Origin of the sequence: Geodermatophilus sabuli (genome assembly GCF_010686765.1) — a bacterium.
Classification (GTDB): Bacteria; Actinomycetota; Actinomycetes; order Mycobacteriales; family Geodermatophilaceae; genus Geodermatophilus; species Geodermatophilus sabuli_A.
Window position 1 is genome coordinate 100,857 of record NZ_JAAGWF010000015.1, and the last position, 21,189, is coordinate 122,045.

Annotated in this window: 16 protein-coding genes and 1 pseudogene; 12 read left to right on the forward strand and 5 right to left on the reverse strand. The window is 73.9% G+C overall.

The window, feature by feature from the left end:
* Positions 1–26 precede the first annotated feature (26 nt).
* Positions 27–2,660 carry an EAL domain-containing protein gene (locus tag GCU56_RS25225; protein ID WP_163482399.1) on the reverse strand — a complete coding sequence of 878 codons (2,634 nt, stop codon included), beginning with the start codon at positions 2,658–2,660 and terminating at the stop codon, positions 27–29.
* Positions 2,661–2,881: 221 nt separating this feature from the next.
* Between GCU56_RS25225 and fdh the strand changes: the two are divergent.
* From fdh to GCU56_RS14290, 4 genes and pseudogenes are all read left to right on the forward strand, one after another.
* A pseudogene (fdh, locus tag GCU56_RS14275) lies at positions 2,882–6,172 on the forward strand (formate dehydrogenase).
* A 22-nt stretch (positions 6,173–6,194) separates the two neighbouring features.
* Positions 6,195–7,262 carry a 4Fe-4S dicluster domain-containing protein gene (locus GCU56_RS14280; RefSeq protein WP_163482401.1) on the forward strand — a complete coding sequence of 356 codons (1,068 nt, stop codon included), beginning with the start codon at positions 6,195–6,197 and terminating at the stop codon, positions 7,260–7,262.
* A gap of 37 nt (positions 7,263–7,299) precedes the next feature.
* Entirely contained in the window at positions 7,300–8,334 is a 1,035-nt protein-coding gene (gene nrfD / locus GCU56_RS14285) for an NrfD/PsrC family molybdoenzyme membrane anchor subunit (RefSeq protein ID WP_163482402.1), read from the forward strand.
* Between the two features lie 46 nt (positions 8,335–8,380).
* Complete coding sequence (locus GCU56_RS14290) at positions 8,381–8,569, forward strand: hypothetical protein (protein WP_163482403.1); 189 nt, start codon at positions 8,381–8,383, stop codon at positions 8,567–8,569.
* 8 nt (positions 8,570–8,577) lie between these two features.
* Here the strand turns inward: GCU56_RS14290 and GCU56_RS14295 are convergent, their stop codons facing one another.
* The gene (locus tag GCU56_RS14295) at positions 8,578–9,078 is read right to left on the reverse strand and encodes a diguanylate cyclase (protein ID WP_163482319.1); all 501 of its coding nucleotides are present in this window, start codon (positions 9,076–9,078) and stop codon (positions 8,578–8,580) included.
* A 196-nt stretch (positions 9,079–9,274) separates the two neighbouring features.
* Between GCU56_RS14295 and GCU56_RS14300 the strand changes: the two genes are divergently transcribed.
* Positions 9,275–9,775, forward strand: coding sequence for a hypothetical protein (locus GCU56_RS14300; RefSeq protein WP_163482404.1), 501 nt, complete (start codon positions 9,275–9,277; stop codon positions 9,773–9,775).
* Here the strand turns inward: GCU56_RS14300 and GCU56_RS14305 are convergent.
* Entirely contained in the window at positions 9,740–10,006 is a 267-nt protein-coding gene (locus tag GCU56_RS14305; protein WP_163482405.1) for a hypothetical protein, read from the reverse strand. The genes GCU56_RS14300 and GCU56_RS14305 overlap by 36 nt on opposite strands.
* Positions 10,007–10,057: 51 nt before the next feature.
* Positions 10,058–11,254 (reverse strand): glycoside hydrolase family 3 protein, encoded by a 1,197-nt coding sequence (locus GCU56_RS14310; RefSeq protein WP_204332102.1) that lies wholly within the window; start codon positions 11,252–11,254, stop codon positions 10,058–10,060.
* A gap of 142 nt (positions 11,255–11,396) precedes the next feature.
* Between GCU56_RS14310 and GCU56_RS14315 the strand changes: the two genes are divergently transcribed.
* Positions 11,397–12,158, forward strand: coding sequence for a PP2C family protein-serine/threonine phosphatase (locus GCU56_RS14315; RefSeq protein ID WP_163482406.1), 762 nt, complete (start codon positions 11,397–11,399; stop codon positions 12,156–12,158).
* Between the two features lie 282 nt (positions 12,159–12,440).
* Here GCU56_RS14315 and GCU56_RS14320 read toward each other — a convergent pair whose 3' ends face one another.
* Positions 12,441–13,427 (reverse strand): LCP family glycopolymer transferase, encoded by a 987-nt coding sequence (locus GCU56_RS14320; RefSeq protein WP_163482407.1) that lies wholly within the window; start codon positions 13,425–13,427, stop codon positions 12,441–12,443.
* A gap of 366 nt (positions 13,428–13,793) precedes the next feature.
* Between GCU56_RS14320 and GCU56_RS14325 the strand changes: the two genes are divergently transcribed.
* From GCU56_RS14325 to GCU56_RS14350, 6 genes are all read left to right on the forward strand, one after another.
* The gene (locus tag GCU56_RS14325; RefSeq protein WP_163482408.1) at positions 13,794–14,627 is read left to right on the forward strand and encodes a hypothetical protein; all 834 of its coding nucleotides are present in this window, start codon (positions 13,794–13,796) and stop codon (positions 14,625–14,627) included.
* Between the two features lie 387 nt (positions 14,628–15,014).
* Positions 15,015–15,809: a hypothetical protein gene (locus GCU56_RS14330; protein ID WP_163482409.1), complete on the forward strand. Its 795-nt coding sequence runs from the start codon at positions 15,015–15,017 to the stop codon at positions 15,807–15,809.
* Entirely contained in the window at positions 15,755–16,213 is a 459-nt protein-coding gene (locus tag GCU56_RS14335) for a hypothetical protein (protein ID WP_163482410.1), read from the forward strand. Before GCU56_RS14330 ends, GCU56_RS14335 begins: the two co-directional genes overlap by 55 nt.
* A 163-nt stretch (positions 16,214–16,376) precedes the next feature.
* Positions 16,377–18,692, forward strand: a complete 2,316-nt coding sequence (locus GCU56_RS14340; RefSeq protein WP_163482411.1) for a bifunctional polysaccharide deacetylase/glycosyltransferase family 2 protein — start codon at positions 16,377–16,379, stop codon at positions 18,690–18,692.
* Positions 18,689–19,756, forward strand: coding sequence for a glycosyl hydrolase family 18 protein (locus GCU56_RS24045; RefSeq protein WP_163482412.1), 1,068 nt, complete (start codon positions 18,689–18,691; stop codon positions 19,754–19,756). The genes GCU56_RS14340 and GCU56_RS24045 overlap by 4 nt, the downstream gene beginning before the upstream one ends.
* On the forward strand, positions 19,753–21,111 hold the full coding sequence (locus GCU56_RS14350; RefSeq protein WP_163482413.1) for an acyltransferase family protein: 1,359 nt from the start codon (positions 19,753–19,755) through the stop codon (positions 21,109–21,111). Before GCU56_RS24045 ends, GCU56_RS14350 begins: the two co-directional genes overlap by 4 nt.
* The last annotated feature ends 78 nt before the right edge of the window (positions 21,112–21,189 follow it).

Below are 21,189 nucleotides of genomic sequence, written 5' to 3' on the forward strand. Positions count from 1 at the left end.
ATGGTCGACGAGGAGACCCGCGTGCCTCACCGGGCGGAGGCCGAGGCGACGCCGGTCGCGACGACACCGGTGGGCCAGTGACCCTGCACCAGCTGCGCGACCTCCAGGGGGCGGGCGAGGGCGTAGCCCTGCAGGAAGCGGTGCCCCATGTCGCGGAGCAGGGTGAGCTCGGTGTCGGTGGTCACCCCCTCCACGACCACCGGCAGGCCGAGGCTGCCGCCCAGGTGCAGCACCGAGCGGCACAGGGCCTGCCGCTGGGTGTCGTGCTCGACGCCGGCCAGGAACTGCCGGTCCATCTTCAGGACGTCGATCGGCAGCCCGACCAGGTAGGCCAGCGAGGACCAGCCGGTGCCGAAGTCGTCCACGGCCACCCGCACGCCGAGCTGCCGGAGCGTCGTGAGGTCCTCGATCACGGCGTCGGAGTCGAGCAGCAGGGACTCGGTGAGCTCGACGACCAGCCGGCCGGCGGGCAGTCCGCTGGCGGCGAGCGCGGCCAGCACGTCGGGGACCAGGGACCCGCCCTGCACCTGCCGGGCAGAGACGTTGACCGCCACGGCGAGGTCGGGGTCCGGCAGCGCGGCGACCGTGGCGCACGCCTGGCCGAGCACCCACCGGCCGAGGGTGCTGATCAGCGGGGACTGCTCGGCCAGCGGCACGAACTCCGCGGGGGAGATCTCGCCGAGCACCGGGTGCGTCCAGCGCAGCAGCGCCTCGACCGACACGGTGCGGTGCAGCACGACGTCCACCACCGGCTGGAAGACCAGTCGGAGCTGACCGCCCTCCAGCGCGCAGGCGAGGTCGGCGCGCAGGGTGTCCTGCCGGTCCTGCTGGAGGCGCAGGGCGTCGTCGTGCCGGTGTACCGAGCCCGGTCCGGCCGCCCGGGCGCTGCGCAGGGCGAGGTCGCACTGCCGCAGCGCCTCCGCCGGGTCCAGGTCGTCGGGGAGCACGGTGACCCCGCCGCAGGCGTGCAGCGCGACGGGACCGGCCGGTGTGGTCAGGGTCCCGACGCAGGCCACGAGCCGGGCGGCGAGCACCTCGGCGTCGGCCACGCTGCCGTCGGCGACGACGGCGAAGTCGCCGTCCTTGGTGCGGGCCAGCCAGTCCTCGCCGCGCAGCACCCGGACCAGCCGGGCGGTGATCCCGCGGAGCGCGGCGGCGCCGGACTCGCCGGGGAGGGCGTCGAGGCCGCTGATGCCCAGGACTGCCAGCGACCGGGGCCGCCCACCGGCCTCCGCCCGCAGCGCGGACAGCCGCCGCACCAGCGCCGCCCGGTTGGGCAGCCCGGTGACCGGGTCGGTGAGGGAGAGCTCGAGCAGTGCGGGGTCGGGGTCGCCCGCGGGCGTCGCGGCCGTGACGTCTCGGCAGTAGAGGACCAGTCCGCCGACGTCCGGGTCGTCCCGCAGGTCGCGCACGGTGGCCTGGATCAGCCGCCACCGGCCGTCGGTGTGACGGACCCGTGCGGTCCGCACCGTGGACCCCGTACCGGCCGGTCCCGGCGGCCGGCCGAACAGGGCCGTGGCGTCGTCCCGGTGCACCACGTCGAGCAGGGCGCGGCCGACGGCCTGCTCGGGGTCCAGGCCGAGCAGGTCGGTGAGCGCGCGCGAGGCGAAGGTGATCCGCAGCCGGTCGTCGAGGATGACGACGGGGTCGGCGCTGCTCCGGACCAGGGTGGCGAAGTAGGACTGGCTGCGCAGCAGGTCGGCCGTCAGCCGCTGCTGGGTCCGCCACATGACGGCCTGGTGGGCGAGGACGACGAGCAGCCCCACGACGGCCAGGGCCACGTCGACGCCGTCGGCGGAGCCGGTGAGGCCGATCCGGAGGAACAGCAGGCAGCCGGCGACCACGGCCATCGCGTGCGGCAGCAGCGCGACGGTGACGCCGACCGGGCGGGGCCCGGAACCCTCGGCGTCGCGGGGGACGTCGAGTCGGCAGGCCACGCAGACCAGCACGACGGCGACCGCGGTCGCCGGCCTCGTCCAGACCGCCAGCGACGGCGGGACCTCGCCCCACGCGAGCACGGCGAGCGTGCTCGCGCCGGCCATGACCGCCTGGGCGGCCAGCAGCAGCCCGGCGACCCCGCGTCGCCGCGGGTCGACGGTGCCGAGGAACAGCAGCGCGGCGGCCGTGGTGAGGGCGACGGTCACCGGGACGACCAGGACGGCGGCGCGCAGCAGTCCCGCGGTACCGGGGCCGGCGTCCAGGGGGGCCAGGACCAGGCGCACGGCGAGGAGGGTGGCGATCGCTGAGAGGGCGGCCGCCGTGACCAGCTGCGCCCGGCCGGTCCGCCACGCGCCGCGCAGCCGGACCAGTGCGACGACCGTCAGCAGGTGGCCGGCGACGGCGCCGAGCACGGCGCTCGCCGGGACGTCGGTGACCAGCCGGATGAGCGCCCCGCCGGCGCAGGTGACGGCGAGCGCGCCGGCGTACCAGCGCCAGCCGGCCGGGGCGGCGGTGCGACGGGCGCCGAGCAGGAGGACCAGCACGCCGGTCGCCGCGAGGAGGGCGCCCGACGCGTGCTGCACGGCCGCCGGCGCAGCGACGAGGCAGACCCCCGCCGCGCCGGTGGCGACCGTCAGGACGACCGGGGCGCGCACGAGCCGGCGCAGCGGGCACTGCGCCCGGACGGCGGCCGGCGGTGCCGGTGCGGGAGCGGAGGTCACACCGGGTCCATCGGAACGACTCCGTCCGTCCTGCAGCCCGCGGGCCGATCGGCTCACCCACAAGGGGCGTCGGCGGCGGGACGGCAGCGCCGGCCGGCGACCCGGAGGGGTGCCGCTCGATCGTCACGTGGCGACCCGGCGGCGCCGGCAACCCCCGGTGACCTGCGGAGGAGAGCCGGTCCGATGCGCCGGATCGATCCCGAGGTGGCAGAGTCCAGGAGGTGAAGACGTGGCTCGATGCGTGGCCGGTGTTCCGGCAGCTGACCGGCTCCGATCCGCTCGGACGCGGCAGCGCCGCCCGCAGCAAGGCGACCGAGAACGTGGTGAGCCGGACGGCCACCGCCGACCGCGTCGTCCAGAGCGTCTGCCCCTACTGCGCGGTGGGCTGTGGCCAGCGGATCTACGTGAAGGACGAGCGGATCGTCCAGATCGAGGGCGATCCGGACTCGCCGATCAGCCGCGGGCGGCTGTGCCCCAAGGGCAGCGCGAGCAAGCAGTTGGTGACCAGCCCGACGCGGGTCACCACGGTCCGGTACCGCCGTCCGTTCGGGACGGAGTGGGAGGACCTCGAACTCGACACGGCGATGGAGATGATCGCCGACCGCGTCCTCGAGGCCCGGCGGAAGGGCTGGCAGGACGAGCACGAGGGCAAGCGCGTCAACCGGACCATGGGAGTAGCGAGCCTCGGAGGGGCGACCCTCGACAACGAGGAGAACTACCTCATGAAGAAGCTCTACAGCGCCCTCGGCGCGATCCAGATCGAGAACCAGGCGCGCATATAGCACTCCTCCACGGTCCCCGGTCTGGGGTCCTCGTTCGGACGTGGCGGTGCCACGAACTTCCAGGAAGACCTGGCGAACTCCGACTGCATCGTCATCGAGGGTTCGAACATGGCCGAGTGCCACCCGGTGGGCTTCCAGTGGGTGATGGAGGCCAAGGCGCGCGGCGCCAAGGTCATCCACATCGACCCCCGGTTCACCCGGACCAGCGCGGTCGCCGACCTGCACGTGCCCATCCGCGCCGGCGCGGACATCGCGTTCCTCGGCGGCCTGATCAAGTACGTGCTGGACAACGAGCTGTACCTCGAGGAGTACGTCCGCGCCTACACCAACGCGTCCGCGCTGGTGAGCGAGGACTTCGTCGACACCGAGGACCTCGGGGGCGTCTTCTCCGGCTTCGACCCCGAGCAGGGGCACTACGACGAGGCCAGCTGGCAGTACGAGCCTGAGGAGCCGCCGCACTCGGGCTCCGACGACCCGCAGGGCGCCGCCGAGCAGAAGGCACTCGAGCAGGACGACGACGTCAAGTCCGCGGACCGGGCGCAGGCGTCCGGCAGCGGCGGGCCCCCGATCGCGGCCAAGCCGATGCGCGACGAGACCCTGCAGCACCCGCGCAGCGTCTTCCAGGTGCTCAAGCGGCACTTCGACCGCTACACGCCCGAGATGGTCGCCGAGGTGTGCGGCATCGAGCCCGAGGTGTTCCACCAGGTCGCCCGCTGGGTGACGGAGAACAGCGGGCGCGAGCGGACGACGGCGTGGGTGTACTCGGTCGGCTGGACGCAGCACAGCGTCGGCGCGCAGTACATCCGCACCGCCTCGATCCTGCAGACCCTGCTGGGCAACATCGGCCGACCGGGCGGCGGGATCCTGGCGCTGCGCGGGCACGCCAGCATCCAGGGTTCCACCGACGTCCCGACGCTGTTCAACCTGCTGCCCGGCTACCTGCCGATGCCGCACGCCGCCCAGCACCAGTCGCTGGACGACTACGTCGCCGACGCCGCCGGCAAGGGTGGCTTCTGGGGCAACAAGCGGGCCTACACCGTCAGCCTCCTCAAGGCCTGGTTCGGGGACGCAGCAGGGCCGGAGAACGACTTCTGCTTCGGCCACCTGCCCAAGATCAGCGGGGACCACAGCTCCTACCGCACGATCGCCGACATGATCGAGGGGAAGGTCTCGGGCTACTTCCTGGTCGGGGAGAACCCCTCGGTCGGACACCCGAACGGGCGGATGAACCGCTTCGGGCTGGCCAACCTCGACTGGCTCGTCGTCCGCGACCTGCAGATGATCGAGTCGGCGACGTTCTGGAACGAGTCCCCCGAGATCGAGACCGGCGAACTGGCACCGGAGACGATCGGGACCGAGGTCTTCTTCATGCCCGCGGCCACGCACGCGGAGAAGGACGGCACCTTCACCCAGACGCAGCGGCTGCTGCAGTGGCGGCACAAGGCGGTCGAGCCGCCGGGCGATGCCCGCAGCGACCTGTGGTTCTACTTCCACCTCGGCCGCATCCTGCGGGAGCGGCTCAAGGACTCCACCGACCCACGCGACCGCGCGCTGCTCGACCTCACCTGGGACTACCCGGTCGAGGGCGAGACCCAGGACCCGAGCGCCGCGGCGGTCCTCCGGGAGATCAACGGGGTGGGCCCGGACGGTCGGGCGCTCTCGGGGTACATGGAGCTCAAGGACGACGGGTCCACGTCGTCCGGCTGCTGGATCTACTCCGGGGTCTACGCCGACGAGGTCAACCAGGCCGCGCGGCGCAAGCCCGGTCGCGAGCAGGGGCCGGTCCCGACCGAGTGGGGCTGGGCCTGGCCGTACAACCGGCGCATCCTCTACAACCGCGCCTCCGCCGACCCGGCCGGCCGGCCCTGGAGCGAGCGCAAGGCCTACGTCTGGTGGGACGAGGAGGCCGGGCGCTGGACAGGCCTGGACAACCCGGACTTCGAGGCGACCAAGCGGCCGGACTACGTGCCACCGGAGGGCGCCAAGGCCCAGGACGCCATCGCCGGGACCGACCCCTTCGTCATGCAGGGCGACGGGAAGGCCTGGCTGTACGCGCCCGCCGGCCTGGTCGACGGCCCGCTGCCGACGCACTACGAGCCGGTGGAGTCGGTGGTGGAGAACGGCCTGTACGAGCAGCAGGCCAGCCCCACGATCGAGCGGATCCCGGGGCCGTGGAACCGGGAGAACCCCTCCCGCAGCGAGGTCTTCCCGTTCCAGGTGACCACCTACCGGCTGACCGAGCACCACACGGCCGGCGGGATGAGCCGCACGCTGCCCTACCTCGCCGAGCTCCAGCCGGAGTTCTTCGTCGAGGTCAGCCCGGAGCTGGCGGAGCTGCGCGGGCTGACCAACGGGGAGTACGCGACGCTGGTCAGCACCCGGACGGCGATCGAGGCCAAGGTGCTGGTCACCGAGCGGATGCGGCCGATCAAGCTGGGCGGCGGTCAGGTCGTCCACCAGATCGGCATGCCGTACCACTGGTCCTACAGCGGCATCTCGACCGGCGACTCGGCCAACGACCTGCTCGGCATCGCCCTCGACGCGAACACCCACATCCAGGAGGACAAGGTCAGCACCGCCGACATCCGGCCGGGGCGCCGGCCCCGCGGGCCGGAGCTCCTCGAGTTCGTCGAGTCCTACCGCCGGCGAGCCGGGGTGGAATCGGGTCGGGTCGGCGTGAACGGCCGCGACCCCGTCGAGGCCTCGGCCGGCGAGGGGTCGACGCAGTGAGCGACACAGAGAGGAGGCCGGCATGACCTCGATCAGCTCGGCGAGCCCGGCCTTCACCGGCCGCGACCCGGACAACCGGCTGTTCGGCCCGCTGCCGGACGTGCAGGGCGAGGCCGGCTACGACGACGACCACCCGGCCCGGGTCGGCTTCTTCACCGACACCTCGGTCTGCATCGGCTGCAAGGCCTGCGAGGTGGCCTGCAAGGAGTGGAACCTCCTGCCGATGGACGACTCGCACGGCGCGCGAGACGTCATCGGGCTGTCGGGGATGTCCTACGACAACACCGGGCAGCTGGGCGCCAACAGCTGGCGGCACGTGGCGTTCATCGAGCAGAGCCGGACCGTGGACCTGCCGATGCCCGCCGTCGGTCTGCCCGGCGCGACCCGGCAGGACTCCGGCCCGTCGGCGGCCAACGCGACCGGGGACAGCCTGGCCCACGCGCAGCAGTCCAGCGTGCTCAACGCCGAGGCGCTCAGCGAGTTCGACCCGCAGACCGGGCAGACCGGGGCGGACAAGCAGATCCGCTGGCTGATGAGCTCCGACGTGTGCAAGCACTGCACGCACGCCGGGTGCCTCGACGTCTGCCCCACCGGCGCGCTGTTCCGCACCGAGTTCGGCACCGTGGTCGTCCAGGGCGACATCTGCAACGGCTGCGGCTACTGCGTGCCGTCCTGCCCCTACGGCGTGATCAACCAGCGCAAGGACGACGGCCGGGTGTTCAAGTGCACCCTGTGCTACGACCGGCTGACCGACGGCCTGCAGCCGGCCTGCGCGACGGCGTGCCCGACCCAGTCCATCCAGTTCGGCAACCTCGACGAGCTGCAGGCCCGGGCCGACGCCCGGCTGGCCACGCTCAAGGAGCAGGGCGTGGAGACCGCCCGGCTCTACGGCCGCGACGAGAACGACGGCGTGGGCGGCAACGGCGCCTTCTTCCTGCTGCTGGACGAGCCGGAGGTCTACGGGCTGCCGCCGGACCCCATCGTCACGACCCGGGACCTGCCGGCCATGTGGCGGGCGGCCGCGGCGGGTGCGGCGATGATCGTCGGCGTGGCCCTGTCCGCCGTCCTCGGCTCGCGGAGGCCCCGATGACAGGGCCTTCGTGGCCAGGAAGGCCGGAGGAGGCGGCGTGACCGAGGGAGTGGCGACGCCGGGCGCGGGCTGGCGCCGGGCGGACGGGCCGCCGTCCCAGCGACGGCAGAAGCGCCGGCGCCGGGGCGGGGGACGTCCCGGCGGCGAGGTGGCGATGGTCGAGGAGGCCGAGTTCACCTCCTACTACGGCCGTCCGATCATCAAGCCGCCGGTGTGGAAGACGCCGGACGTGCCGCTGTACCTCTTCCTCGGCGGTGCCGCCGGCTCGTCAGCGGTCCTCGGTGCGATCGCCGACCTCAGCGGCCGGCCGGGCCTGACCCGGGCGGCCCGGTACGTGGCCGGTGGTGGCTCGATCGCCTCGGTCGGCTTCCTGATCCACGACCTGGGCCGGCCCGAGCGGTTCCTGCACATGCTGCGGGTGATCAAGGTGACCTCGCCGCTGTCGGTCGGCACCTACATCCTGTCGCCGTTCAGCGCGGCGGCCGGTGCGACCGCGGCGGTGGAGCTGCTGGGCTGGTTCCCGCGGCTGAAGCGGTTCGGCGGCATCGTGTCGGGGCTGTTCGGCGGTCCGATGGCCACCTACACCGCCGTGCTGCTGGCCAACACCGCCGTCCCGTCGTGGCACGCGTTCCACACCCGGCTGCCGTTCGTGTTCGGCGGCTCGGCGATGGCCGCCGGCGGTGGGCTGTGCATGGCGCTGGCGCCGCTGGCGGAGTCCGAGCCGGCCCGGAAGATGGCCATCATCGGAGCCGGCATCGAACTGGCCGCCGTCCGCGGCGTGGAGAACGACGAGAGCGTCGTGTCCGAGCCGTACCACATCGGCCGGGCGGGGACGTTCATGCGGGCCGCCAAGGCCTGCACCGCCACCGGCCTGGGGCTGGCCGTCCTCGGCGGGCGGACGCGGGTGGGGGCGGTCGCGTCCGGCGTCCTGCTCGCGGCCGGGTCGCTGCTCACCCGGTTCGGCGTCTTCGACGCGGGCATGGCCAGCGCGAGGGACCCGAAGTACACCGTGGTCCCGCAGCGGGAGCGCATGGCGGCCCGGGAGGCCGGGGTCCACTCCGTCACCCGCTGAGCGCGCCGAGCGCGTCCAGCGGACCCTCGGGCGGCGAAGGACCGGTGTGTTCGTCCTCGTGCTCGTCGTCCCGGCGCTGCTCGTGGTGGTGCTGGGCTACGTCGTCGGGTACGCGCTGTGGGAGTGGGCCGGCGGGGGAGCGCTGCTGACCCCGGAGGTGCCCGGGTGGACCGCCGGGCTGGTGCTGCTGGCCGTGGTGCTGCGGATCGCGGTGCGCCGGCTCCGGCGGCGCTGAGGTCACGGTCAGCCGCGGTGGCGGACGACGCTCCCCGGTCCGGTGCCGCGGGCGGTGCGCAGGCTGAGGGTGGCGCGCCGCATGGTCTCGCGGGCGGGCACCTCCGGATCGAGGGCGACCACGCCGGCGCAGGCGCTGAGGCCCGGGATGCCCAGGTCGGTGAGCGCCGTGGTGACCCGAGCGGCCGCGGTCTCGGCGGCGTCGGCGGGGACCGGGAGCAGCACGCCGAACTCGCCGTCCCCCCACCGGCCGAGCCAGTCGTCGCCGCGCAGCGAGCGGGCCACGACCGCGGTGGCCGCCGCGAGGGTGCTGGTCGGCGTCGGCAAGTGGTCGTCGCGGCGGAGGAGGCCGAGGACGACCAGGGCGCCCGGGGTGGTGGCCGCGGCGGCGCTCCACTCGTCCACGTGGGCCAGGACGGAGTTGGGGCCAGGGAGGAGGCTGGTGACGTCGTTCTCGGGCGGCAGCACCGGGACGACGGGGGGACGGGACAGCAGCGGGTCGACGGCCATGCCCGCTGTTTCGGTACCGAGAGCGTCCGCTTTGAGCCTCCCGGCGCCCGCTCCACCCGGAGGGAGGAGTTCCCAGGTCACGACACGGTCGCGCGGACGTCGGAACGTCGCAGTTCCGTCGGCTCCGGTGCCTACGCTTCCGCGGCACAGGGCCGGCGTCAGCGCTGACACCGGGCACGGGGCGACGGGGGAGCGCGTGGCAGTCGAGGACGACGTCGCGGCCGTGGAGTTCACGGTCGAGACGGGGCTGGGGGTAGCGGCGATCCGGGCCGCCGGGAAGCGCGCCGCCGAGGCCGGGCGCCGATACATGCGGACGACGATCAGCGAGACCCGCGCCGACGGCGGGGTGGTCGGCTACGTGGCCCGCGGGCCGGGCGGCGTCCGGCAGATGGCGCTCCGGATGAGCTGGGCCGCCGCCGGCCGCGGCCGCCTCCGAGTGCACCTGTCGGTCGGCGAGTACCAGGTGGAGCGGCCCCGGCTGTTCGGCATCCCGGTGGGCCGGGCGACGGTGCCGGCGCTGGACTCAGCCCGCCGGTTCGCCGCCGCGCTCCGGGCGGAACTCGCCGGGGCGCCGCTGTCCGTCCGTGGTCACGACGGGCCCGCGGCGCTGACGTCCTGGCCGTCGGACGAGGCGGCTCCGCACGGGCACTGGGGGCGGCGTCTACCTGGCGGTGAGCCCGTCGCTCCCGGCGTCTGACGCGGGCGTCAGACGCCGCGAGCGACGCCCGGACGTCACCAGCAGTCCGAGCTCGGAGAGGAGGGCGGCGGCCCATCCGCTGACGATGAAGAGGTCACCCAGGTGGATGCCGTGACCCCGGGAGACCGTCACCAGCACGGGGCCGTCGTTGACGTACTGCCCGGTGATCAGCAGGAGGGCGAACGCCGACACGATGACGGCGACGACGAGCGCGAACAGCCAGCGGAGCACACGACGACGGTAGCCGGGACCCGGCGGGAAACCCGGCTCGCGCTGCGCCTGTCACTCCTCCGAGAGGAGGCCGGCCCGCGTCTTGGCGGTCAGGGCGGTGCGCACGGCGTCGTCCACCGTGGCGGAGAAGCCGGGGTCGGCCTCGGCGCGCGCCAGGACGGCGTCGACCATCGTCGGGACGGTGCCCGCGTCGACGGTGAGGACCAGGGTGCCGCCGGCGGCGAGGAACCGGACGGCCCGCTCGCCGACCGGCACGTCCTGCACCGCCTGCGCGGCGCCGACGTCGTCGGAGATGACCACGCCGTCGAAGCCCAGTTGCTCGCGGAGCACGTCGGTGATGACCACGGGGGAGAAGGCCGCCGGCCCGGCGAGGTCGATCTGCGGGTAGGTGGCCGACGACATCATGACGAACGGCTCGGCGGGGGAGCGGGTGAGCGTCCCGAAGGCGGCCACCTGCTCGTCGTACCGCGTGGTGACGGTGTCGGTGACGTCACGGCTCTCGTCGGTGTTCTCCCGCACCCGGCCCAGGCCGGGGAAGTGCTTCACCGTCGCGGTGACCCCGTGCGCGGCCAGCCCGTCGATGATGGTGCCCGCCGCGGCGGTGACCTCGGCCGCGGTGCCGCCGTATTGGCGGCCGTAGGCGCCGATGGGCGCGTTGCCGGCCTCCGAGCCCGCGGGGACGACGTCGGCCACCGGCGCCAGGTCGAGCGTGATGCCGGCGCTCGCGAGGGAGGCGCCCAGGCCGTCGGCGAGGGCCGCCAGCTCCTCTGCAGGCAGCCGGCCCTGGTCGACGGCGCGCGGCAGCTCGGGGAACTCCGGGCCGGACAGGCTCTGCACGGCACCGCCCTCCTGGTCGACGGCGACCCACGGCCGGATCGCCGGTGCCGCCTCCGCCCACCGCCGCGTGGTGGCGGCGAGCACGTCGGCGGACGCGGTGCTGCGGCCCTGCAGGAAGATGCCGCCCACGCCGTGGTCGGTGATCAGGGCGTCGGCGGGGGTGAGGTCGGTCAGTGGGACGCCGACGACGACGAGCTGGGCGATCTGGCGGCGCCGGTCCAGGCCAGCCAGGGCGGCGTCCACCCGGACCTCCTCCGGATCGGGGGCCGGGCTGGCCGACGGGCTCGCCGTCGGCTCGCTGGTCGCCTGGCCGGGCTCGCTGCCGGCGCGGCCGGGCTCCGGACCGGCGCAACCGGCCAGGAGCAGGCACAGCAGGGCGGTGGCCGCGGTGGAACGGGACGCCGGCTGCACGTGCCCATTCTGACCGCGACGCGGAGGGTCATCCGGCCCGTCGTCGGTCCGCGACGCGCTGGTTGGCTCGTGACCTTCTAGGCTCGGCGAACCCGCCTTCCCCGCGGGTGGTCCTGTCGTCGATGCGTGTTGTGGAGTGCGGATGCCGCCGGTCGAGTTGACGTGGGGAGCGGCGACCGCGCTGGGTCAGCGCGAGGACAACCAGGACAGGTTCCTCACCCAGCCGCCGGTCTTCGCCGTCGCGGACGGCATGGGCGGCCATGCGGGCGGCGCGGCCGCTGCCGAGGCCGTGGTGGGGGCGCTGGCCTCCCTCACCGACGGCGAGACGACGACCGTGGCGCGGATCCGGGTGGCCCTGCAGCGGGCGGACGGCGAGATCCGCGCGTTCAGCGGGCCGGCCACCAGTGGAGCCGGGACGACCATCGCCGGGGTGGCCGTGGTCGACGAGGGGGACGGGCCGCAGTGGGCGGTGTTCCACGTCGGTGACTCGCGGGTCTACCGCTGGTCGGACGGGCGGCTGCAGCAGCTGAGCACCGACCACTCCGTGGTGCAGGAGCTGATCGACGCCGGGTACATCTCCGACGAGTCGGCCGCCAGCCACCCGCAGCGGCACATCATCACCCGCGCCCTCGGTGTCGGCGCCAGCAGTGAGCCGGACGTCCTGCTGCTGCCGATCACGCCTGGCGACCGCTTTCTCGCCTGCTCGGACGGGCTGACCGGCGAGGTGGCCGACGACCGCATCGCCGGGCTGCTGTCCGCGGGGAACGACCCTGGGGCTGTGGCGTCCGCGCTGGTCGCAGAGGCCGAGGCCATGGGTGCCCGGGACAACGCCACGGTCACCGTCGTGCTGGTTGGCCGCGGTCCTTCCCAAGCCGAGGAGCGTTCCGCCACGGCCACCCCTTGAGTCGTCCGGTGCGCTGGTTGCTCATGGCCGGCCACGTGCCTGTGGACGGTCGTGGGGGCGGGATCGTGCGGGACACGGTCGAGCTCGCCCGCGCCCCTGCAGCGGCGTGAGGACATCGACCTGCACCTGCTGACCTCGCCTGAGTCGGCCGCCTCCGTCGCGGAGTTGGCGGGGTCGGCCGACCGGATCGTGCCGCTGCCGCGTCTGACGACTCGCCAGTGAGTCGGCGTCCTGTGGACGTCGGCGACGTGCGCCGGGCGGCCGCCGGGAGCCGTGGGGTGCTCAGCGGGGGACGTCGGGCAGCGCCTGGTCGCGGAACTCGGCGGCGTTCTGGGAGAGCGAGTCGCTGCGCAGGTAAGCCCACATCCGGTCCGCCGACACCTGGTCGAGGTAGACGACACTCGCCGCCCCCTCCGTGCCGGTGCCGAGGACCGGGGCGGTGAAGAAGTCGAGGGTCTCCAGCGACAGGCCGCGCAGCGAGTAGGCCAGTGCGAGCATGTCGGCGTTCCCCAGCCCGTCGTCCACGGCGACCGCGCTCGTGACGGCGAGCAGGGCGGCGTCCATCCGGCCAGGGTTGGTGAAGGTGTCCGAACTCAGCATCTTGCCGAACATCGCCTGCAGGTACTGCTGCTGCCGGCGCACCCGGTCGAAGTCCCCGCCGGGGAGGCCGTAGCGCTGTCCGAGGTACCAGCGGGCCTGGTCGCCGTTGAGGTGGTTGACGCCGGCCGGAAAGGTGTACGGCCCGTTGCTGGTCGTGTCGGCGACGACGACGTCGACGCCGCCCAGGTCGTCGGTGACCTGGATGATCCCCTGGAAGTCGATGGCCACGTAGTGGTCGATGCGGACCTCGGTCAGCTGCTCGATGGTCTGGATGAGCAGCGTCGGACCGCCGAATGCGTACGCCGCATTGATCTTGTTCTTCCCGTGGCCGGGGATGTCCACCCACGAGTCGCGGGGGATCGAGATCAGCTGGGCGTGCCGCCGGTCGGCCGAGAACCGAGCGACCATGATCGCGTCGGAGCGTCCGCCCACGGCCACCCCCTCGTCAGCGGTCGCCCGGGTGTCCGAGCCCACGAGGAGGAACGTGAGCGGCTTCTCGCCGGCCTCCTCCGCCGGCGTCACTGCAGCAGGGCGCGCCTCCTCGTCCAGGTCGTCGAACACGGCGGAGACCCGCTCGACGTTGCCGGCGTACCGCTCGGAGAGGAACCACAGACCGCCGCCGACGAGCAGAGCGAGCACGACGCCCAGGACGCTCACGCTGATGAGCACGCGGCGTAGCACCCGCCGGTGACCGGCTGGTACCGGATCGGCTTCCTCGTCAGCGACGTGCCCAACCGGCGTGGCGGTCGTGTCGGCGCCCATCGGAACCCCCGTCTGCAGGCAAGCGGGACCGACGCTAGGGGCGTGTGCAGGCGAAGGGGATGCCCCACCACTCGTCAGGGTGAGTCGAGACGGGTCGGTCAGGGGGCAGGTCGGACCACTCCGCATCGGCAGGCGTCAGGGCGGCGCGAGGCTCACGACCGCTGACCTCCCCGGCGGGTTCACGCCGGTCGCGGCCCGGCGCGGACCCGCCGTCTCCACTCCGACGTGTGACCGCCGGTCATGAACGGCGGTGGACCTGCCGATGACTCCCGCGTGTGGTGGTGGATCGTCGGGGGACTGACCATGTGGGTGCTCGCCGCCCTCCTCGTGGCCATGGTCATCGGCCGCGGCGTGGCGCTGGCTGATCGGCGGTCGCCGGGTGCCGACGTGCAGCGCGGCGCCGTCCTCGCCCGCACCCCGCGCCGCCGCATCCCCCTCCCGCCGGTCGGTGTCGGTCTGGCCGCGACCGCCGTCCTCCTGGAGACGATCGGATACGTCGGCAGGCTCACCGGAGCCACCGGGCCGACGGCCCGAGCCCTCTCCATGGACGCCCCCTACTCGGCGCCGCGGCTGTTCGTCGCCGCGCTGTTCGCGGTCGCCGCCATCGCTGCGGTCGCCGGTGCCGCCCGCAACCCCGGTCGCCGGACGTGGTGGTCCGCCGTCGGTCTCGTCGCCGCGTTCATCGCATCGGTCAAGGCGGGCAGCACCGTGCACGCCGACGTCGTGGGCGGACTCGAGGACGCCCTCGGGTCGTCCGGCGCCTTCGTGGTCAGTGTCGCCATCGTCGCCGGCGTGCTCGCCGTCCTCGGTTTCATCAGCCGGGCCGAACGCCGCGACCGGCGGCGGGTCCTCAGCTCCCTCGCCGGCTACGCCGTCGCCGCGGTCGGGCTGTCGGCTCTCTCGGCGCTGGCCACGGGTCGCTGGGCGATCACGGCCACGTTCCTCGAGGAGTCCGGGGAGGCGCTGGCGGGGGTCGCCGTCCTCGTCGCCGTCCTCGTCGGGGTGGCGCCACGCCTGGTCCTGCCCGCCTCCTGGGTGCTGCGCCGGGACGACGACACAGCCGCGATGGAGCCGGCCGCGGAAGGCTTCCGTGGCAGCATGCCGTGACGCCCGCGGCACGCTCGGCCACGAGAGCGTGAGCTGAGTCACAACCGTCGGTGATGGCGTCTGCAACCTCCGTTGCCGCGCTATGGATCACGTGGCCGCACGATGCTCTCCATGGTCGACTTGTCACCGTCCGTGACAAAGCGCCGATGGCGGTCCAGGTCACAGTGCGTCGAGTTGACGCTCCGCAGCGGAGCGACGAAAAGTCGCCCGCGGTGCCCGCCGGTCCGATGACGGTCACCCGCCTCGTCGCCGCCCGAGCGGACGTGGCCACGGGAGTGCGTCGTGCAGAGCAGCGGCACAGCGGAGAGGGGAGCCGGACTCGCCGGCTCGCCCCGCTCCGTGGGTGCTGCCCGCCGTCGCTCGTGGCCGCGTCGCCTCCTGCTCGCGGTGCTCTTCCTGATCGGCATCTGGACCCTCATGGCCGCCGCAGCGGGGGACGCCGAAGCCGGCTCGTCCTCCTCCGGCGGTGCGGTCGCCGACCTCGTCGGCGGGGTCGTCAGCGGGTCGCCCGACGGCGATCCCGTCGGGCCGCCGCCCGCCGGCGCTCCCGAGCCGGACGGCGTCGACGAGCCCGAGTCGCCCCCAGGAGCCGAGGGGGACCACCCGGGCGGTGACCCGTCGTCCGAGCCTGTCCCGGACGACGCCGGCGACCTCCCCGGCGAGGCCGCCGACCAGGGGGAGGACGTCCCCGGCGATCCGGCCGACCAGCCGGCCGACCGGCCGGCGGGCCACGAACCCACCGGGACATCGGCCGACCCGGACCCGGCGGACGAGCTCCCGGACGTCGACGAGCCGTCGGCTCCTGCCCCGGTCGTGCCCGAGCCGGCTCCGGCTCCGGTGCCGGTGCCCGCCCCCACGTGCCCCGTCCCGCCCGTCGTGACCGGCGCCGGCGGAGCAGGCGCCGCGGCGACCGCCGCTCGCCCGGTCGCCGCGACGACGACCGTCGCGACGACGACGACCGTCGCGACCACGGCCCCGGCCGTCGTGCCGGTCGTCGACCCCTGCGCCCTCCCGGTTCCCGTCGACACGGCGGCCGCACCGAGCGCCCCCGCACCGACGAAGCCGGCGGTCGCGACGACCACGACCACGGCGGACGACGCGCTCCGGCCGTGGCTGCCCCAGCGACCGTGCCCGCCGACCCGGCGGCCGAGGTCCTCGCGGAGCAGCCCGCCGTCGCGGTGACCCCGCCGCTGTCCCTCGACGCCTCGGAGTGGCTCTCGCTGCGGGGGATGCACGCCACGGGCACCGCCGCCGTCGGCTCGTCGGTCGAGGCCGGCGCACCCCGCGGCGTCGTGCCCGCGACGGCCACCGACTCCGACGACCGCCCCGTGTCGCCGCCCCACCAGGCTCCCCCGCCGGTGCCCTCGGCACCGCCGGCCCCGGCCTCGCCGTCCGCACCCTCGGCCGGCAGTCACGCCAGTTCCTCGTCGTCCGGCTCCGGGAGCAACGGGGCGTACGGACTCCCGGCGGCAGTGCTGCCGGGCTCGTGGACGGCGCCCCCGCTGGGGTACGCCGTCCTCCTGCGGTCCGGCAGCGCCGGATCCGTCGTCGGTGGCCCCGACGACACGGGCTCCAGCCCCGGCTGACCAGCGAACGAACCGGCTGACCCGCCGCGTCCGAAGACCGGACGCGCGCTTCTGGGCAGCCCCCTGCGCCGCGCTCGCCTCCTCCGGCGCCGCACCTCGCCTGGGTCCCACCCATGCGGTGCTGTCCATCCGCCCGCACGCTCGCACGCAAGGACTCACCTCCATGAGCCGATCTCCGCGCTCTGGCCTGCCCACCGGCAGCCCGCCGACGACCCCCGTGTTCGCCAACCCCTCCGGACGGCGCTGGCGCTACCTGCGCGCCGTCCTGCTGACCCTGCTCGTCCTGGCTGTCGCCGGCGCGGTCGTCGCGGTGCCCAAGGTCCTGGCCTCACCCGCACTGGGCGGCGCCGCCACCCCCGACGGGCCGACGCCCGAGGAGGTCGGCGAGGACGCCCCCGTCATCGGTGAGGGCCCGCTCGTGCGCGTGGTCCGCCTCCTGCAGGTCGACGGCGCCACCTACGGCCAGGAGCCCTTCACCGGCCAGGTCGTCAGCGAGCTGCCCGACTTCGAGGTCGCCCGCATCGGCGACGCCGACTACGCCCTCCAGCGCTACGGCTACGGCCCGGACGTGCACCGGACCATCACGCTGACCTTCGACGACGGACCCGACCCGGTGTGGACGCCGCGGCTGCTCGACCTGCTCAGCGCGAACGGCGTCCCCGCCACCTTCTTCGTCACCGGCGCCCAGGTGACCAGGCACCCGGAGATCATGGACCGGATCGTCCGGGAGGGGCACGCGGTCGGTAACCACTCGCTGACCCACATCGACGTCAGTGAGACCACCGCCTTCCGGCAGCAGCTCGAGCTCTCGTTGTCCGACCGGATCATGCGAGCCGAGGTCGGGCACGCGGCCCCGTACTTCCGGCTGCCCTACGAGGGCGACGACGAGGACTCGACGCGGGCGGCCGCCACCGGCATCCTGCGCGCCCAGCAGCTGGGCTACGTGGTGGCCTCGCACGACTTCGACACCCTCGACTGGGCGCACGCCTCGGGCGAGATCGACGGGCCCATCGAGCTGCCCCCGCTCGGCGAGCAGGACAACATCACGATGCTGCTGCACGACAGCGGCGGTGACCGGTCGATGACGCTGGCCTACGTCGAGCGGCTGGTGACCGAGGCCCGCGATGCCGGCTACTCCTTCACCACGATGCCCCAGTCGCAGCCGGAGATCCGCGGCGACATCGGCGCGGTCCAGTCCACGATCTACGACCGGCTGGCGCTGTGGCTGGCCACCGGCCTGTTCGAGCTCCCGCCGGACCTGCTGTACGTGCTCTTCATCCTGGCGCTGGTCACCATGCTCGGCTACGGGCTGTTCAACGCGGTGCTGGCGGTCGCCCGGGCCCGGCGGCGGGTGCGGCCGATCAACACCGCCACCCCACCGGTCACCGTGCTCATCGCCGCGTACAACGAGGAACGGGTCATCGCCCGCACGCTCGAGTACCTGCTCGCCTCGCACTACCCGATCGGCGAGATCGTGGTCATCGACGACGGCAGCACCGACGGGACGGCGGCGGCGGTCACGGCGGTCGCCGAGCGCGACGACCGGGTGCGGCTGTTCCGGCAGAACAACGCCGGCAAGTGGGCCGCGCTCAACAACGGCTTCGCCCGCGCCCGCCACGACTTCGTGGTGACCTTGGACGCGGACACGCTGTTCACCCCCGACACCGTCGGCCGGCTCATGGAGCAGTTCCACTCGCCGCGGGTCGGGGCGGTGGCCGGGGTGATCAAGGTGGGCAACTTCTCCACCAACGTGATCACCCGGTGGCAGGCGCTGGAGTACATCACCCAGATCGGGCTGGAGCGGGCCGCAGCCGCGCTGCTCGACGCCGTCATGATCGTCCCGGGCGCCTGCGCGGCGTGGCGGAAGGCCGCCGTCCTCGAGGCCGGCGGCTACACCGACGCCACGCTCGCCGAGGACTGCGACCTGACCCTCGGCCTGCACCAGGCCGGCTGGCGGGTCGAGCAGGCCGACCGGGCGATCGCCTGGACCGAGGCACCGGAGACCCTCGACTCCCTGCTGCGTCAGCGGGTGCGGTGGATGTACGGCACCATCCAGGCGGTCTGGCGGCACCGCGGCATGCTGCTGCGCCCGCGGTTCGGCTGGCTGGGCATGCTGGTCATGCCCATGACGGTGCTCACCCTCGTCGTCCCGCTGGTGTTCACCCCGCTGATCATCCTGGGCATCGTCCAGACCCTGGCGAGTCAGGGCCCGCTCGCGCTGGTGCTGTACTTCGCGTTGTTCGCCGCGGTGTACGGCGTCCTGGCGGCCATCGCCGTCCGGCTGCTCCACGAGCGCGCCGAGCACCTGCTGATGGTCCCGGTGTACCGGCTGATCTACGAGCCGCTGCGGGTGTACCTGCTCTACGCGTCGCTGGGGACGGCGTTGCGCGGGGTGCGGCTGGGCTGGGGCAAGCTGACCCGGACCGCCCGCATGGACGACGTCGCCACCGCGACCCTCCCCGCGGTGGTGACCCCGTGACGCGGCACCGCCGGGACCCGCTGCTCTGGGCGGGCGTGGCCGTCGCCGTGGTGCTGCTGGTGGTCGGGGCGGTCGCGCTCCGGCCGCGACTGTTCCCCTCCGCCCAACCCCTGGTGGCCGCGGCCTGGCTCCCGGCGTGGGACGACCGCGCCGCGACGTCCCTGGACCGCGCGCTCACCGAGGGCGGGCTCACCGAGGTGAGCCCCACCTGGGCGACCGTCTCGCCCGACGGCACCTTCGCGGTCACCCCGCCGACGCCGGCGGTGCTCGACACCATCGAGGCCGCCGGCGCCGAGCTCATCCCGACCGTGCAGAACTTCGCCGACGGCGAGTGGCAGGGCGAGCTGATCGCGGACCTGCTCGCCGACCGGACCCGGGCGCAGGCCCACCGGGCGGCTCTGGTCGACCTGGCGCTGGCCAACGACTGGGACGGCGTCGACGTCGACTACGAGAGCCTGCCGCCGACCGCCGGCCCGCAGTTCACCGACTTCCTGCGCGCGCTGGCCGACGACCTGCACGGGCACGACATGGTGCTCACCGTCGCCGTGCCCGCCCGCGACAGCGACGAGGACCGGAACGGCCTGGCGTACAGCTACCAGGTCATCGGGCAGATCGCCGACCAGGTGCGGGTCATGACCTACGACCACTCGTGGGACTCCAGCGACGCCGGCCCGGTGGCCCCGGCCGACTGGGTCGAGGACGTCGTGGCACATGCCGTCGACGAGGTGCCGGCGGAGAAGTTGATGCTCGGCCTGGCCACCTACGGCTACGACTGGGTCGGCCAGGAGGGCCGCAACCTGGGCGCCGCCGATGCGGTGGCACTGGCCGAGCAGGTGGGTGCACGACCGCGGTGGGACGACGAGGCCGCCGCGTGGACCTTCGACTACGACCGGGACGGCGAGCAGCACACCGTCTGGTACGAGGACGCGCGCTCGCTGGAGCGCAAGCAGGAGATCGCCGTCGCGCACGACCTGCGGGGCGTGGCGATCTGGAGCCTCGGCGGAGAGGACCCGCAGGTGTGGCCGACAGTGGCAACCGCAACGAGCACGAGGGTGCAGTCATGAGACAGCGGGACCGGTACATCGACTTCCTCAGGGCCTTCGCGCTGATCCGCGTGATGACCTACCACACGTTCGGCTGGGCGTGGCTGCCCCTGGCGTTCCCGTCGATGGGCATCATGTTCGCCCTGGGTGGTGGCCTGGTCGCCGCGTCCCTCGACCGGGCCGGTTCCGCCCGTGCCTTCCTGCGCAAGCGGGTGCGGCGGCTGCTCCCACCGTTCTGGGTGTTCGGCGCGGTGATGGTGGCCGTCATGGTCGCGCTGGGCTGGCAGGTCGACAGCGACCTGGGTCAGCCGTTCAGCTGGAGCACGATCTGGCTGTGGCTGCTGCCGCTGTCGGACCCGCCCAGCTCGGCGCAGGGCTTCGAGTGGGTCGTCGCGGTCTGGTACATCCGCATCTACCTGTGGTTCCTGCTGCTCAGCCCGGCAATGCTCTGGCTGTTCCGCCGCTGGCCGCTGCGGATGATGGCGCTGCCGCCGGTCGTCCTGATCGTGACCGTGCTCGGCCTGGTCGAGCTCGGCGGCCGGACGTACGACAACGTCGTCCTGCTCGCGGCCTACGCCTGCTGCTGGATGCTCGGCTTCGCCCACCACGACGGCAAGCTGCGTGAGTTGCCGCTCAAGCGGACGCTGCTGGCCGGCGTCGCGCTGCTCGGCATCGGCCTCTGGTACGCCCTGACGCACCAGGAGCAGTACGGCACCTACAACATCGACGACATCCCGCTCGCGAACATGCCCTACTGCCTGGGCGCGGTGCTGATCCTGCTGCGGATCTACCCCCGCTTCACCTGGCTGGAGCGGCTGCCGACCCTGGGTGCGGTCATCTCGCTGTTCAACAGCCGGGCGATGACCATCTACCTGTGGGGCAACTTCGCCATCGCGATGTCGCCGATCGTGCTGGGCTACTCGCCCCTGGCCCAGTACGACACCGACGACGCCCGCGGCATGGTGGTGGAGTACGCCACCGCGTGGACGCTGGTCTTCGTCGCCGTCCTCGCCGTCGGCTGGGTCGAGGACGTCGGGGCCGGGCGCAGGCCGCGGCTGCTCCCGTGGGACCGGGTGCGGCCGGTGCCGGCCTCCCGCCCGGCTCCCGAGCTGGCGCCGGTCCGGCAGGTCGTCTTCCAGGACAACGTCGTCCAGGACCGGCCCGCCGTCGAGCAGCCGGTCGCCGAGCCGCAGCCGCAGCCGCTGCCGCGGCCGGCCGCCAAGGCGCAGCCGCAGCCGCAGCCGGCCGCCAAGCCGGCGCCGCAGCCGGTGCCGCAGGCCGTGGGGGAGGTGCCCCTGCCCAGCCTCGTCCGCGCCTTCGGGCGGCGTGTGGTGCTGTCGGAGGGGGTGCCCGGCCGGGGCCGCCCCGGAGGGTGAGTGCCCTGGCCGGCCGGTCGCAGAGCCGGCCGGCCGGGTGCCCACCACCTCGCACGGCGCGGACACCGGGTACCCGGC

Coding starts and splice junctions, on each gene's coding strand:
- GCU56_RS14280 (WP_163482401.1), top strand. CDS start 6,195: ATGACCTCGATCAGCTCGGCGAGCCCGGCCTTCACCGGCCGCGACCCG.
- GCU56_RS14295 (WP_163482319.1), bottom strand. CDS start 9,078: ATGGCCGTCGACCCGCTGCTGTCCCGTCCCCCCGTCGTCCCGGTGCTG.
- GCU56_RS14315 (WP_163482406.1), top strand. CDS start 11,397: ATGCCGCCGGTCGAGTTGACGTGGGGAGCGGCGACCGCGCTGGGTCAG.
- GCU56_RS14340 (WP_163482411.1), top strand. CDS start 16,377: ATGAGCCGATCTCCGCGCTCTGGCCTGCCCACCGGCAGCCCGCCGACG.
- GCU56_RS14350 (WP_163482413.1), top strand. CDS start 19,753: ATGAGACAGCGGGACCGGTACATCGACTTCCTCAGGGCCTTCGCGCTG.